The sequence below is a fragment of the Lunatimonas lonarensis genome (genome assembly GCF_000390185.1).
Classification (GTDB): domain Bacteria; phylum Bacteroidota; class Bacteroidia; order Cytophagales; family Cyclobacteriaceae; genus Lunatimonas; species Lunatimonas lonarensis.
In genome coordinates this window covers 59,754-74,267 of the sequence record NZ_AQHR01000104.1, presented here as the reverse complement: position 1 = coordinate 74,267, position 14,514 = coordinate 59,754, and the positions used below count along the sequence as shown (strand labels likewise).

Here is a 14,514-nt window from a genome sequence, read left to right as displayed (position 1 = left end):
TAAATCATTGGATAAACGGTTATAACGGAGTGTTTTCGCGGTCTAACGATACGTCATAAAAATACAAAACCACATAGTCCAACTCTTCCTTTGGTTGCATACGTGCCAGATGTCGGTGGGCATACAGTCTTCGGCCCGAATGCCGAAACTCCACATCCAAAGGGCCCTCCCATACTTTTTCTCCTTCCAGCACCAACTGATAATGATTCTTCTTGTACTTTTCAACAAGCTCCATAAATTTTGGTCCTCCTACCCGATCCCTGGGCAGGGCATCCACCTCTATCTGTGGAACACCCGCTTTATACCCGGTGAGTAAGAAGGAGCCTACTTGGGAAAAATGAAAATAGGATGACCCCGCTAGGTCGGTAAAAAACTGCTCAAAACCGCTCCCCATATCGCTAACAGGCTTCACCTGAGAATAGGTGGCATCAGGTTGCAACGCAATGCTCCCCAATGGCTCTAAGGATGGCAGGGAATACCGGTATATCTCGGGGCTATAAAAGAAAAGCAATAATAACTCTCCTTCATGCACAACTGCGTGTGGGGCCGGTTCCCGGTACTTGCCAGGTCGCTGTATCAATTTAGACTCCGAAGGAATATACTGTTGGGCACGAATCTCATCGTTCCGCCAGTCATAGAGTGTCAAAAAAGGAAAGCTCGCCAGATAATCCGGCTTTTCAAAAAAACCGCCAGATACATCATCTGGATATCGGTTGGTAAACAGGAATTCGCCCATCTGCAGTATTCCATGGGCACCTCCCACTGAGTTGGTGAATACTTGAAAGGGAAAAGGCTTTTTTTCTTTTAAATTAAATCTAAGGTCGTACAGGTAATAACCCTGCATGCCAAACACCGCAATGGTGCTGTCATCCAAATAACCTGCCGACACCATGACGTCTCCATGACTGTCCTTGTCATCCTTTCCGAATTTCTTCGCATATTGAATAGTGCCGTCCCTAGCTACCCGTACATAGGTCGAAGCCCGAAAATCGAACATTAGAAATTCCGATCCATTTGGTTTCTCGTTCAGAAGGGAAAGTTCTCCCAAATAAGCTACCACCAAACTATCCACCACCTCAAAGTGAACTGAAATGGCGGGGACGTCTCGCTCCACCCTAGAACCGCACGCAGTTAACAACACTCCTGTGGAGATGCATCCAATACCAAAAAATAAAATTCGCAGGTAATTCATGGCCGGTTCAACAGGGTTTTGGAAACATTTTAAGAAACTCGATCCTTTAAAACTAAAAAAATAATAGTAAAAGCAAAAACAATTACCCTAATAAATTACCTTTTTCCCTGTATTTTAACATTTATTTAAATTTTAAAGGATACTATTTACCCAAACAGTCCCTGACCTGTCCAGCTACAAAACCGACAAACGGCGTATACTTCCGATAAAAACCATCGAAGCATACGTCGTCAGCAACAGCATTTCCCAGGCCGGATCCATCAAACCGATTTTGGCGAAGGGATGTCAAATTCGGCATTTCGTGGATCGTACAGCAATCTGTTAGCTTCCACCGAGTGGTCTCCCACAAAATGCTCGGCATCCCCGTCAAATTCCAACCAAGGCCCCACGATATAGTCGGCCTTGTCCTCTGGAACACCCATGCCATCCCGTGCGATGGCATGGATCTTCATAAATTCCTCGTAGGCGAGTGGATTATCACCAAAGCGCCCCGCCTTCGCATTGAAAGGGACCTTTTCTCCGAGTCGGTAGGAGATATTCATTAAGTGCCCCAACGTACAACTATAGTGGGCATCGTACATGTTGCCGTTTGCCATCATCGGGTCGCCAGCCTTACAGGCAGCTACGAAGCTTCCGTAGGAGCCTCCCGGGGTAATTTTCACTTCCGTAATCGGCACATTTCGGGGTTGGCTACCATTGTGGGAGTGGTACTCTCCGTCTATGAGTTTTCCACCGTCCTCAAAGTAAAACCGATTGGTCACCTCATGCACATAGCCTTCATGGTTGACGTTTCGTACGTTAAAAAACACCTGCTGCCCGTTGGCAAACTCGGCAATGGCAAACATGGTATTGGGGGTTTGGCCCTGATCGTCCCAGGAAAAACGTCCGCCCATCGCCATCACCCGCTTGGGATGGGTATTGGCCACCTCGGGATCCAAGGCCCAGTAGGCTACGTCCAGCTGGTGTGTTCCCTGATTGTTTAACTCGCCGTTACCCACCTGCCAGTTCCAATGCCAGTTATAGTGCACGAGGTTTTCGTGAAACCGGTCAATGACAGCCGGCCCTTTCCAGAGGTTCCAGTCTAAGTTGGCAGGTGCTACAGTGTAGGGTTTGTGCCCTATACCTGCTCTTGGTTTGCAGGCAAAGCCATGGGAAACCAGCATCTTTCCATACTTGCCCGATCGTATGTCACTGATCTGACGTGCCCAGCCGGACTCGGACCGTCGCTGGGCTCCGTGCTGAACGACAATCCCATACTTCTGTGCCGCAGCCAAGGCCACCCGGCCCTCGTACACATCGTGGCTGGCCGGCTTTTCCACATAGCAGTGCTTGCCGGCCTGTGCCGCCCATATCACCATCAGCGAATGCCAGTGATTCGGAGTTGCCACTGTAATGGCATCGATGTTTCTATCTTCAAGAACCCGCCGCACATCTGCCTCGCCCTGCGCACGGGAATGTACTCCACCACCGTCCTTAAGGCTTTGGAGACGCTCTGCAAGTACCTGGCTATCGGGATCCACTAGGTACGCTATCTCTACATCATCCAAGGCGGTAAATCCACCGATATGGGATTTACCCCTTCCATTGAGTCCGCAGACCGCTATCCTCAGCCGGTCGTTAGCTCCCATAATGGCCCCATAGGATTTGGCACTGAAACCAAGCGCACCCATGGATATGCCGGCGGTACCGAGTACTGATTTTCTCAAAAAAGACCTTCTTTCGTTCACGTTATCTGGGTTTATATTTGAAATTATATCTGTTTCTACCTGCGTTTCACCTATACTTGCCCTATCCGTACTAATCCTGTACCAAAGACCGGGATCGCTCGCCCAAATCGCCAACAAACCCCGTGGCCCCTAACCATCCCACTGTGAGACGGGTAGGCGGCATCGATTCCAAAGTAACGATAATATGTTATCCTTCCAACGTATGGCTCACTGTTCTTTGTAAATACTGGCTTTTACGAAAAATATACCCTGTTAACCCAAAATGATTTTGTAGTTTTAACACCGATATTACGCCTATCGAATTTCCTGTCCAAAAAAACAAGTCGTATACCTTATGAGAGGCTTTTTTGGGATCCTTCGACTGGATCCATCCAATACCGATGATTTAACCCAATTCCTAACATCCAGCCCCACACAGGGCGAAAACATGGTCTTGGCCGAAGACTACCTAATGATGGGCTTTCGGGAAGAAAACCTGCTCACAGATCCGAAAAACCAAGCCCTCCGAATCGTCGGCTGGGCCAGAATCGACAATCGGAACCAATTGGCTTCCGATTTGCACATGGCAAACCTTCCATCCGATCTTGGGCTGATTCTGGAATCCTATCGAAAATGGGGAATAGATTGCCTGAAGCACCTGATCGGTGATTTCAGTTTTGTACTGGTCGACGAAAACAGCTCGACCTTTCTCTTGGCTAAAGACCCCCTCGGTATTCGCCCTCTTTTTTATGCCCAACATAATGGCCTGCTCTTCTTTTCGACCAGAATAACCGACCTGAAGAAAGTACTTCCCCATCCTTTAGAAATAAACCTTCCTTATGTGGCAAGGGAACTAAAGGGATATGTCCAACCAGTAGAAAATACCTTTTTCAAAAGCATCCATCGACTCAAGCCTGCACATTACCTGTCCGTCGAAAAGGTTTCCCCCTTGGCGGAACGCCGTTACTGGGAGTTGACCAAACTACCTCTTTCCGATTGCAGGTCCGAGGCAGACTACCATGCCCGTGTGCTGGCCTGCCTAAAGGAAGCGGTGCGATGCCGCATCGCCGGAAAGACAACCGTAGGCTGTCAGCTTAGCGGCGGCATGGATTCCTCTGCCATTGCCGTGCTGCTCTCCAGGCTAATGCCTGTGCAACAGCTCCACACGTACTCTTTTGTGCTCAGCGATGAAACCATCCCCTATTCCCCCAACGGTATCGATGAACAGGCTACCCAAGCCGAAATCATAAACTTTGCCGGTTTGGATCCCACAAACCACCACCCTATCACAGGCTTTCACTACAAGGATGTCTTTGAAGAGCTCGATACGAGAAATGAGGTGATGGGTGGACTCGCCAATAGCGACACGGTATGGCAGGACACCCTGTTCAAGCAGGCCGCAGAAGCTAATGGGGTAGAGGTGATGTTTAGCGGATTTCCGGGCGATGAGGGAATATCCACAACAGGCGGTAACTATTTTCACGAATACCTGCACACGTTGGATGTTCCGGGCCTGCTTTCCCACCTTGCCAGGTTTCGGCTTAGGGCAGTGAAAGGAATAGTCCATTATTATTGGAGTATGTTTAAAGGCTCTTCCAAGCCAGAATTCCGAAAAATACAGGATTCGAGAAACCTACTTCACCCGAGCAGCCCCCTACACGGCGTGCTGAAGGATCAGTCCTTCCCGTTTGAGAAATCCTTTTCCTCCTTTCTGAAACACCGTATGTGCCGTTCACACACAACCCTCCGGACGGAGTCAGAGGGTTCCTACGCGAATCGACACGGGATAGAAACTGTCTATCCACTCGCCGACGTTCGTTTGTTGCAATTGGTATACAGCCTGCCGGTGCATCTTTTTGCCCCAAAACCATACGGCAGGGCTCTCTTCAGAAACCTGACAAAGGACATTTTGCCCGAGAATGTTCGGCTTCAGCCAAAATTCAACGGAGCCAAGACCCTTGCCTTCGCGGACTATTGGATCAAAATCAAAACCCAACAGCTAAAGGACTATGTGCCGACGGATCGGTTCGGGCTGTTCATTGAAAAACTAGATGCCAGCGAGGAAGACAGAGACCCAACTATATTGACCGAAAAGCGGGGCAACCTTATCAAAGAGGTGGATTACTTTCTGGAAAAAAACTGTCCGCCGATGAGCCACTCCTAGATACCCTAGGATAATGCACTACAGTGAACCCAACTTGAGGCTAAATCAACGAACTGCCTAAAAGCCATCAGTAAAGCTATCTTTCCAATAAAAAGGGTTAGGTTTCCAAAAAAATCAGATAGTCGGTCGTTTCCTCGAAATAAAAAAGGGTGCAGTTACAAACCACACCCCCTAAAATCGATCAGTTGTCCCTTCGTTAGAAATCAAACAATCCTTGATTAAGACTTTGAAGCGCCTGATTCTTATAAGCCGCGTCCACCAGTACGGACACGTTATGCTTGCTGCCTCCATAGGACACCATGCGTAGCGGTATCTCGGAAAGGCTTTCCATGATATCCTGCAACACGCCCTGCTGCTCCATGATCAGGTTACCCACAATGCAGATAATCGCTAAATTATGGTCAATTTCCACCGTACCGAATTTATCCAACTCCAACTTAATCTCTTCCAGATGGGAAATATCATCGATGGTCAGTGAAATGGCAACCTCTGAGGTAGTGATCATATCGATCGATGTTCGGTATTTTTCGAAGACCTCGAACACCTTCCGCAAAAAACCATAGGCCAACAGCATCCTGCTGGACTTGATTTTGATCGCAGTGATGCCATCCTTGGCTGCCAGTGCCTTCACGCCCCCTCCGGACTCTGCACTTGCCGTAATCGTCGTACCGACTGCCTCCGGCTGCATGGTGTTCAACAGCTTTACCGGAATATTGAACTGCTGGGCCGGCCAAATGGAGGCCGGATGCAGGATCTTGGCACCGAAATAGGCCAATTCCGCCGCTTCATCGAAGGACAGATTGGCAATAGGTCGGGTTTTGTCCACGATGCGCGGGTCATTGTTATGCATGCCGTCTATATCGGTCCAAATCTCCACCACAGAGGCGGAAATCGCCGCACCAATCAGCGATGCCGTATAGTCACTTCCTCCCCGCTTGAGGTTGTCCACCTCGTTACGGTGATTCTTGCAGATGTACCCTTGCGTCACGAAAAGACGGCGATCCGGATAAGTGGCCAATAGACTACTTAGTCTTTCCTTGATCTTCTGAAGTTCAGGTTCCCCGTGTTCATCGATGCTCATATACTCCAACGCGGGCAAAAACACCGAATCAATGGACAACTCCTGCAGCAGGGTATAAAACAACTTGGTGGAAAGCAATTCACCTTGTGCCAGGATATCCTTGCTTATCGCATCATTAAAGGATATCTTCAACAGTATGTTCAAAAACTCAAAATGCTCCTGTATAATCTTGTCACCGGCCTCTTTGGATGCTTCCGTACGGTACAGATCCGAACAAAACGTCCTGTAGTGTGCATGCAGGCCGTCGATTCTTTCCTTAGCCAACTCCTTGTTTCCCACCGAAAGGGCCTCCCCAATGCCAACCAAGGCATTGGTAGTTCCCGATAGGGCTGACAAGACTACGATGGTAGGTTCGTTGTCTGCCGTGATCAAATCCTTGACCTGGTACATTCTTTCGGGCTTCCCTACGGAAGTCCCCCCAAACTTCATGATTTTCATGTGTCTATAATTTTTCTTTAATCGGTCATAACTCGTTCCGAAGATCGGAACAGGTCGCATGCTTGATAGTAATACCAGTTTTAACAACAACTGCGTATTGGCTGTATGCCTTTGGCGGGCTCTATACTATCGTCCATTTGGGAACAGAAAGCCCTAGAACCCCAGCATTTTGATTGCGGTAATGGCAGCCTCATCTCCCTTGTTGCCATGTTTTCCACCTGCCCTATCAAAGGCCTGTTGCTGTGTTTCGGGCGTAAGCACTCCAAATATGACAGGCTTATTGTACTTTAAGGCAACCTCCGTGATGCCATGGGCCACCGCATCGCAGATAAAGTCGAAATGGCGCGTTTCTCCCTGAATGACGCAGCCTAGGCATATAACCGCATCGATATCTTCCCGCTGGGCCAGCCATTGCCCCCCCAGGGAAAGTTCGAAGGAACCGGGCACATTTTTCCGGATGATATTTCCCCTTTTGGCCCCATTGGCGATAAGCGTCTCCAAGGCACCGGAATACAGCGATTCCGTCACCTCTTCGTTCCACTCAGACACCACGATACCAAATCTCCGATCACTGATATCCTTGATGTTTGCATCGGAGTGCTGACTTAGGTTTTTTAGCGAAGTAGCCATAGTTTTAGGTATTGTTTAACCAAAAAAAAGAGTAAAACCGGAGGCCTTACTCTTCTTTGGTCTTTTGCAGGTTGCAAAGGTTAGTTGGAAGAAAGACCCTCTAATCGGGCTTTGTGTTTTCGAGCAGTAGTAAACTCATACGAATCAAAGTAATCGCTCTCTATCCGCGCATAAGTTTCTATTGCCTTTTTCAAATCCCCAGACTCTTCATAGGCAATCGCCAGTTTATTAAGGTACTTTGGTGTGAAAAACTTATTGGTTTTGTGATTGACCGCGCGATTATATTGGCGAATAGCCTCCTTGTAATCTCCAAGCTCCATATATGCATCACCAAGCAGTGAAAAGGCCTGGGCCTGCACAAAGAAGTCGTTTGCTGAAAACTTTTTTAGGTGCTCAGCCGCTTTGCTAGGATTGCTTTGGGAAAGGTAAATCGATCCTACATAGAAATGGGCCAGGTTTGCCGCGTCAGTTCCTCCGTAATTATTGATGATCGACAACAGCCCAGCATTTACCCCGTCTCCATTGAGTGCCAAATCGACACTGTCCTGCTCGAAATAATATACCGCCTGGAACATCTCTGCTTGGGCCTTTTTGTTCTGGTTGGCTTTATGGATCTGAAAAAACAGAATCCCTGCTATAACCAAGATACCCGCTGCAATGATTCCACCTACCAACCGGGTGTTTTCCTTCAAAAAGGTTTCCCCGCGGTTCAACCTGGTAGCTATCGCTTCAGGGTTCTCCAACAATTCGTTTGAAACTTCTTGGCTTTTATTTGTTCGTTTAACTTTACTTTTTGACATGATGATATTAGTTCATGTGTCTATAATTTATTGCATGTTCGCCACACCCTGTCCCGGTGTGTCGGGCTGCCAGCCCTGACTATTTTAGTCATACGGGAATTATCTGTCCCGAACGTTCGGGGGCGTTAGTGGAAAAGACTATTTATGGTGCGCCTTTCGCAATTTCAGGCGCAAATATATGGCTTTTCCTTGAATCACAAATAATAAAGAAAAAAGCCACCCACATTTTGTAGCTGTGGATGGCTATACCGTTACGGGTATTTCCCGCCTATTCTCTTATAAATGGATAATCGTCTTCAACGTATACATCCTTGAAGGCATCCTCTCCATCAGGCCAAGGAGACTCCTCCGCAAATTTTACCGCATCTGCAACTTGCTTTTTAACCCTCGCATCAATCTCCTTTATTTCATCTTCGGTGAGAATCTTTTCCTTAAGGATAGTATCCTTCACCTGCTCGATCGGATCCTGCTTTTTGTATTCCTCGACTTCCTCTTTTGTCCGGTACTTCTGGGGATCTGACATGGAGTGCCCTTTGTACCGGTAGGTTCTGAATTCCAGCAACGTCGGACCATCGCCCTTCCTAGCTCTTTCAGCCGCTTCTACCACTGCTTCATGAACGGCTTCCACATTCATCGCATCCACTGGAAAAGAAGGCATATCGTACGCTTCTCCCAGCGTGTATAGTTCATTCACATTCGAGGATCGCTGTACGGAAGTACCCATGGCGTACCCGTTGTTTTCGATCACGAAAATCACCGGTACCTTATAAAGCATGGCCAAGTTCAGGGATTCGTGAAAAGCACCCTGCCTCACTGCCCCGTCCCCCATGTAGCAAATTGCCAAATTGTCGGTACCCTTGTATTTCTCGGCAAAGCCTAGCCCAAGTCCCATCGGGATCTGCGCACCCACGATACCGTGACCACCCGCAAAGTTTCGGGTATTGTCAAAAATATGCATGGAGCCACCCTTTCCTTTGGTGGTTCCTGTTTCTTTACCAAAGAGTTCGGCCATCACTGCACCCGGATCGGTACCCAACCCGAGGGGATGTGCGTGGCATCGGTACGCTGTGATCCACTTATCGTCCTTCCTCAGAGCAGAAATCGACCCGGCGGCACAGGCCTCCTGACCGATGTATAAGTGGCAAAAGCCACGTATTTTCTGCTGCCCATACAATTGACCCGCTTTCTCCTCGAAGCGCCGCATCAGCAGCATGCTTTCGTACCAGTAGGCATAGGTTTCTTTTGAATATTTAGCTTTTGCCTTCGTAGTACCAGAACTCTTTTTCGCCATATCGTTTACTATAAATATGCTAACTTTGACCCCAAAGATAATCAAAACCGCTAAACTTTGGGCTAGAATGCGAAAATAGTCAAAATAGGCGTCTCAAAAACCATGTACCTCAAAAATATTAGGCTCCATCAATTCAAGAACTACCAGGAGGAGAAAATGGTGTTTTCTCCGGATATCAACTGCGTGACGGGACTGAACGGTGCAGGTAAAACCAACCTCCTGGATGCCATTCATTACCTCTGCCTCACAAGAAGTGCCTTCAGCGCGGTGGATCTGAACCAAGTAAACCACGACGCCGATTTCTTTTTTCTTCAGGGCTCCTTTATTGCTAAGGATAGAACCCAAGAGGTAAAGTGTGTGTTTGAGAGGGGGAAAAAAAAACAGGTAGTAGTGGACGGAAAAGTACACGAAAAAATGAGCGACCACATCGGCCTTTTTCCGGTGGTGCTTATTGCCCCGGATGACACTGCACTCATCCGCGGGGGAAGTGAAGAGCGAAGAAGGTTTTTTGACAGCATCCTTTCGCAGCTCGACAAAACCTACCTCCAAGACCTTATCCGCTACCAGCATGCCCTGAAACAACGCAATGCTCTCTTAAAGTACTTCCATGAAAATCACCGGAAAGATGCACTCCTAATGGAGCCTTACGACCGGGAGATTACCCGATTATCCAGATCGATCCATGAGCGCCGGCGTGAGTTTTTGAGCGAGTTTACCCCTGAGCTATTGAGGCAGTACAGGGAATTGGTCGGAAAGTCCGAGTCCGTTTCCATCCACTACCGAAGTGATCTGGAAGATCCAGCCTTCGAAAACTGCTTTGCCTCCTACCTGGACCGAGATATTCAACTCAAACGCACACAATACGGCATCCATAAAGACGATTTTGTATTTGAAATAGATGGCTATGCCCTTAAAAAATTTGGGTCACAAGGCCAGCAAAAATCCATGATCCTTGGCCTAAAACTATCGCAGTTCCAATTGGTCAAGAAACATAAAAAACAGACACCAATCTTGTTGCTGGACGATATTTTTGACAAGTTGGACGACAAGCGCATTGCCCAACTTATGCGTATGGTGGCCGACCAAGGATTTGGCCAACTATTCATCACAGATGCCCGACCGGAGAGGTCCCGAACCATTCTGGCCGACTTGGGTCTTTCCTCCTCAATTATAAGCATAGAACAGGGCCGAATGCACACTACGCCGCCACTGCCATAAAGCAATTTAATAGCGCCGCTTTTGAAGAATCTGTGCGTCCATCGAAAGCTTGCCCGGTCCGGTAAACATCAAAACGACGAATGTCACCAAAAACAATAAAGGCAACTCCTGCCTGCTAAATGGGTCGTCAGCATGCACGACAAAGGTAATTACGGCCATATTGATAATCAATGGCACCAACACTACCCGGGACATAAAACCTAGAATCAAAAATATCGCACAGAAAAACTCTGCAAAAATGACCAACTGAAGCGAGAGTGCGGGACCCAGCCCTATGGGATCCGCGAATGTATTCAGGCGCTCACTGAAATTGGTTATCTTTGCCCACCCGTGGGTAAGCAGCATCATGGAAGCACCAACTCTTAAAATCAACAGGGCAATGTCCGTACCAAAAGATTTGTGGGAGAATATGAGATGCTTCATGGGCGATATCGTTGCGGTTTAGGTTCGATTTCTAAATAAGGAACTGGGAAGGTCTAGTGAATAGGCAGTTTCCGTTCCAATTGTCTTAAAATTATTCAATAATTTTGGAAAGCAGAAACAAATCCGACGAATATTTTTAAACCTTCGGGACCCCGCATCAGGTTCTATTGAAATCAGAAAAGTTTTTCTGGATAAATTCCTGACTCATGTAGTTCCCTCAGCGCGGAGGTAACGATAGGTCTATCCTCCGCATAGGTCACCCCAAACCATGTTTTACCACCCTCCAATATTTTGACGGCAGCTTTTTGTTCCTCAATGAGCGTATTGACCACGGTAGGGATGTAAAACTCGGACTTAAGCTCCATGCCTTTTGAAGCCAAAAACTCATGCCATAGCCGTTGGGTCTCTGCAAACACCGAAGGATGAAACCCCCAGCAATTCATAGATACGGCTGTGCCCTCCGGTATCTCCACATATTCGCCGTCTGCTTCATGAACTATGGCACCACTATCCAGACGGCTGATAGCCGTACGCTCGATCATGCCCCTCAGGTTGCCATCCGACCCATAATCACACACGCCCCGGCTCACGGATCCGTAGCTGGACAAAACATTTTGTATCGCATACCCGACCATGCAATGCAAATCGGGACTGGCCGATTGGGAAAGGAACCTGCCGAGTGCCAAAAAGGCCTCCCTTCCGTAAAAATCGTCGGCATTGATTACGGCAAAAGGTTCATTAACCGCATCCTTGGCACATAATAATGCATGGGCTGTACCGTAAGGCTTTTTTCGATCTGGATTGCAAAACTCCACGGGGAGGTAGCTGTTCAGCGACTGTACCACGAAATCAACCTCCACCCTGCCACTCAGCTTTTCTACAAACAGTGACTTGGCAAGGTCTAGGATTTCTTCCCGCACGATAAAAACCACCTTGCCGAAACCGGCCTGAATGGCATCAAAAATACTGTACTCCAATATCGTTTCGTTGTGGGGTCCAAAACCGTCTACCTGCTTGTCTCCTCCATACCGGCTGCCCATACCGGCCGCCAAAATCAAAAGTGTTGGTTTCATATTGTACATAAGTGCTTTTCAAAAAGCAAAACTACATGCCACAGGGTTTTGAAACAACCGATAACCACCACGGGACATCAAATTAGCATAGAAACAACCCTTGTTTCCGGACATTTTTCGGCCATCCTCGGAGAATAACACGTTGTACACCCACCTAGCTGCCTATTTCCAAATGGAATCGAGCTTTTGAAAAAATTAATAATTTACTCAGTTATGAGCTAATTAAAAACCCCAAAAACGAATATTACTCAATCTAATTTTTGTTTGTAGCGTGATTAGGAACCTACCGCTATAGGTTTATTTTTTATTTCACAATCATATTTTCGGAATCAAAAATCCGCACATAGGTATCTTTTTAAACCATATTTCAACTAAATCTTATTTTTTCGAGCCTTTTTAATTGTTTATTAAACCTTATTTTTTACTTTTGTCAAAAATACTATCGATTACAGCCCGAATCAGTAACGAAACCTTAATCCCGTTAGCAAAATGAAAAAAATAGAAGCACTTATCCGAACCTCGAAGTTTGATGAAATCCATAGTTGTCTTTCAGGCCTTGGGGTAAAATTCCTGACATTTTTTGAAGTAAAAGGTATGGGATTGCAACATGCCAAAACCCAACAATACCGAGGAGTGGCCTATGAGCCTACCTTTATCCCAAGGACAAAACTGGAGATTGTGGTTCCGGACGACCTGGCTGAGGCGGTGACCCAGTGCATTCTCAAAGAAGGCAGAACCGGAGACGTAGGAGACGGAAAAATATTCATCTACGATGTAGAGAAAGCATTCAGGATCCGAAACGAGGACACCGGAGAGGATGCCCTATAATAGCCACGCTAACTTAATCACCCACTTAGAATCAATTCTACTTACAACTATCGACTAAATAACTATGAGCCAAGAACTGTTTACCATAAACAACCTGTGGATGATGGTTGCTACCATTTTGGTATTTATCATGCACTTGGGATTTGCCGCACTGGAAGCTGGGCTTACCAGGGCCAAAAACACCGTCAACATTTTGTTCAAGAACACCGTTATCCCTGCCCTGGGAATATTGACCTATGCTTTTATAGGGTTCAATTTGATGTATCCGGGCGATGCCTTTGAAGGCGGCTTTTTTGGCTTGGCGGGACTGGGATTAGACCTACCTGACGGCTGGGATACCTCAGAATACGACGAGGGGTACACATTTTTCACAGACTTTATCTTCCAGGCGATGTTTGCCGCCACAGCAGCGACCATCGTATCAGGTGCCGTGGCCGAACGGATCAAGCTGGGGCCGTTCTTATTCTTTTCCCTCCTGTATGTGGGAGTTTGCTATCCCATCGTAGGTATGTGGAAATGGGGCGGTGGATTCCTTGACACGCTTTCCACACCATTCTATGACTTTGCAGGTTCGACGATCGTACACTCTGTGGGTGGCTGGGGTGCCGTCATTGGTGCCTACCTTTTAGGTCCCCGACTGGGCAAGTACAAAGATGGAAAAATGAACGCCATCCCTGGACACAACCTGCCCTTGGCTACTTTTGGTGTGTTTCTTCTTTGGTTTGGTTGGTTCGGATTTAACGGAGGGTCTGTATTAAGTGCATCTCCGGGAGAGGTTTCCCTTGTATTCGTAACGACGGCGATCGCTGCATCTGCGGGGGCGTTTGGTGCATTGTTTGCCTCCTATGCCAAGTTCAAAGCCTACGATATCACCATGGTATTGAACGGTGTGTTGGCCGGGCTGGTAAGTATTACCGCAGGCGCCGATCAGATGGCGGTTTGGGAATCAGCCGTAATCGGGTTCGTGGGAGGTATCTTGGTGGTCTTCGGTGTCGTGATGTTTGACAAAATCAAGATTGATGATCCGGTAGGTGCCATTTCTGTACACTTGGTGTGTGGGATCTGGGGTACGTTGGCAGTCGGCATCTTCGGCGACTTGGCGGGAACAGGCCAGTTTATCTCCCAGTTGATCGGCATCCTGTCCATTGGTGTATTCTGCGTGGCCTTTAGCTTTATCGTTTTCTTTGCCCTGAAGAAAACCATCGGCATTCGGGTGCCTGAGGCAGAGGAATTGGAAGGGCTCGATATCAACGAGCACGGCATGCATGCCTACCCAGACTTTGCTACAAAAGAATAATAATAGTGTGAATATTAGTTTGATGTTTCTAGAGAGGCGCCTGTTGGGCGCCTTTTCTTTTTATGCCAAAGGCAATCGGTAGGCGCGCTCATTCTTGGCTGGATCCCCGTTGTTGACCTCGTTTTTCAAGGCCAGAAATTCCTTATGGCGATTTATCTCCTTCAGGGTTTCAAGGTCATGATTCCTTTCTATTTGAAACTGTTTCGTTTTTTCCTGGCTGCGTACAGAAAGGTAATAAAACAAGTACTTCGGAAAGAAATCCAACAATGGCAGCAGCAAGCAACCTAGGCTGGAAATCGTCATCAAATTTTCCATGGTGTTTGTTCATTTTGAATTCAGCGAATATCCTGCCTTCGCTGAATTCAGTTTGGGA

General features: G+C 47.4%; 13 protein-coding genes. 4 read left to right on the top strand and 9 right to left on the bottom strand.

Annotated elements, in window-relative coordinates:
- Nucleotides 1-19: 19 nt before the first annotated feature.
- Together ADIS_RS17935 and ADIS_RS17930 are read right to left on the bottom strand one after the other, a co-directional pair.
- Nucleotides 20-1,192 carry a hypothetical protein gene (locus ADIS_RS17935; RefSeq protein ID WP_010856090.1) on the bottom strand — a complete coding sequence of 391 codons (1,173 nt, stop codon included), beginning with the start codon at nt 1,190-1,192 and terminating at the stop codon, nt 20-22.
- 260 nt (nt 1,193-1,452) lie between these two features.
- Nucleotides 1,453-2,919, bottom strand: a complete 1,467-nt coding sequence (locus tag ADIS_RS17930) for a Gfo/Idh/MocA family protein (RefSeq protein WP_155907596.1) — start codon at nt 2,917-2,919, stop codon at nt 1,453-1,455.
- Between the two features lie 334 nt (nt 2,920-3,253).
- On the opposite strand from ADIS_RS17930, the gene ADIS_RS17925 reads away from it, so the two are divergent.
- Nucleotides 3,254-5,062, top strand: a complete 1,809-nt coding sequence (locus tag ADIS_RS17925) for an asparagine synthetase B family protein (protein WP_010856087.1) — start codon at nt 3,254-3,256, stop codon at nt 5,060-5,062.
- Nucleotides 5,063-5,258: 196 nt separating this feature from the next.
- Here the strand turns inward: ADIS_RS17925 and ADIS_RS17920 are convergent, their stop codons facing one another.
- From ADIS_RS17920 to pdhA, 4 genes are all read right to left on the bottom strand, one after another.
- Nucleotides 5,259-6,581 carry an aspartate kinase gene (locus ADIS_RS17920; RefSeq protein ID WP_035806811.1) on the bottom strand — a complete coding sequence of 441 codons (1,323 nt, stop codon included), beginning with the start codon at nt 6,579-6,581 and terminating at the stop codon, nt 5,259-5,261.
- 153 nt (nt 6,582-6,734) lie between these two features.
- Complete coding sequence (gene ribH / locus ADIS_RS17915; protein ID WP_010856085.1) at nt 6,735-7,211, bottom strand: 6,7-dimethyl-8-ribityllumazine synthase; 477 nt, start codon at nt 7,209-7,211, stop codon at nt 6,735-6,737.
- Nucleotides 7,212-7,291: 80 nt separating this feature from the next.
- Nucleotides 7,292-8,011, bottom strand: coding sequence for a tetratricopeptide repeat protein (locus ADIS_RS17910; RefSeq protein WP_010856084.1), 720 nt, complete (start codon nt 8,009-8,011; stop codon nt 7,292-7,294).
- A gap of 268 nt (nt 8,012-8,279) precedes the next feature.
- A complete protein-coding gene (pdhA, locus tag ADIS_RS17905) occupies nt 8,280-9,302 on the bottom strand; it encodes a pyruvate dehydrogenase (acetyl-transferring) E1 component subunit alpha (RefSeq protein ID WP_010856083.1) in 1,023 nt (340 codons plus the stop codon).
- Nucleotides 9,303-9,404: 102 nt separating this feature from the next.
- On the opposite strand from pdhA, the gene recF reads away from it, so the two are divergent.
- Nucleotides 9,405-10,520, top strand: a complete 1,116-nt coding sequence (gene recF / locus ADIS_RS17900) for a DNA replication/repair protein RecF (protein WP_010856082.1) — start codon at nt 9,405-9,407, stop codon at nt 10,518-10,520.
- Nucleotides 10,521-10,526: 6 nt separating this feature from the next.
- Here the strand turns inward: recF and ADIS_RS17895 are convergent, their stop codons facing one another.
- Nucleotides 10,527-10,943: a DoxX family protein gene (locus tag ADIS_RS17895; protein WP_010856081.1), complete on the bottom strand. Its 417-nt coding sequence runs from the start codon at nt 10,941-10,943 to the stop codon at nt 10,527-10,529.
- 173 nt (nt 10,944-11,116) lie between these two features.
- Entirely contained in the window at nt 11,117-12,025 is a 909-nt protein-coding gene (locus ADIS_RS17890) for a nucleotidyltransferase family protein (protein ID WP_010856080.1), read from the bottom strand.
- A 480-nt stretch (nt 12,026-12,505) separates the two neighbouring features.
- Here ADIS_RS17890 and ADIS_RS17885 point away from each other — a divergent pair, with 480 nt between their 5' ends.
- Together ADIS_RS17885 and ADIS_RS17880 are read left to right on the top strand one after the other, a co-directional pair.
- A complete protein-coding gene (locus ADIS_RS17885; RefSeq protein WP_010856079.1) occupies nt 12,506-12,844 on the top strand; it encodes a P-II family nitrogen regulator in 339 nt (112 codons plus the stop codon).
- 64 nt (nt 12,845-12,908) lie between these two features.
- A complete protein-coding gene (locus ADIS_RS17880) occupies nt 12,909-14,141 on the top strand; it encodes an ammonium transporter (protein ID WP_010856078.1) in 1,233 nt (410 codons plus the stop codon).
- A 60-nt stretch (nt 14,142-14,201) separates the two neighbouring features.
- Here ADIS_RS17880 and ADIS_RS17875 read toward each other — a convergent pair whose 3' ends face one another.
- Nucleotides 14,202-14,456 (bottom strand): hypothetical protein, encoded by a 255-nt coding sequence (locus ADIS_RS17875; protein WP_010856077.1) that lies wholly within the window; start codon nt 14,454-14,456, stop codon nt 14,202-14,204.
- Between the last annotated feature and the right edge of the window lie 58 nt (nt 14,457-14,514).

Coding starts and splice junctions, on each gene's coding strand:
- ADIS_RS17935 (WP_010856090.1), bottom strand. CDS start 1,192: ATGAATTACCTGCGAATTTTATTTTTTGGTATTGGATGCATCTCCACA.
- ADIS_RS17925 (WP_010856087.1), top strand. CDS start 3,254: ATGAGAGGCTTTTTTGGGATCCTTCGACTGGATCCATCCAATACCGAT.
- ADIS_RS17920 (WP_035806811.1), bottom strand. CDS start 6,581: ATGAAAATCATGAAGTTTGGGGGGACTTCCGTAGGGAAGCCCGAAAGA.
- ribH (WP_010856085.1), bottom strand. CDS start 7,211: ATGGCTACTTCGCTAAAAAACCTAAGTCAGCACTCCGATGCAAACATC.
- ADIS_RS17910 (WP_010856084.1), bottom strand. CDS start 8,011: ATGTCAAAAAGTAAAGTTAAACGAACAAATAAAAGCCAAGAAGTTTCA.
- pdhA (WP_010856083.1), bottom strand. CDS start 9,302: ATGGCGAAAAAGAGTTCTGGTACTACGAAGGCAAAAGCTAAATATTCA.
- recF (WP_010856082.1), top strand. CDS start 9,405: ATGTACCTCAAAAATATTAGGCTCCATCAATTCAAGAACTACCAGGAG.
- ADIS_RS17895 (WP_010856081.1), bottom strand. CDS start 10,943: ATGAAGCATCTCATATTCTCCCACAAATCTTTTGGTACGGACATTGCC.
- ADIS_RS17890 (WP_010856080.1), bottom strand. CDS start 12,025: ATGTACAATATGAAACCAACACTTTTGATTTTGGCGGCCGGTATGGGC.
- ADIS_RS17885 (WP_010856079.1), top strand. CDS start 12,506: ATGAAAAAAATAGAAGCACTTATCCGAACCTCGAAGTTTGATGAAATC.
- ADIS_RS17880 (WP_010856078.1), top strand. CDS start 12,909: ATGAGCCAAGAACTGTTTACCATAAACAACCTGTGGATGATGGTTGCT.
- ADIS_RS17875 (WP_010856077.1), bottom strand. CDS start 14,456: ATGGAAAATTTGATGACGATTTCCAGCCTAGGTTGCTTGCTGCTGCCA.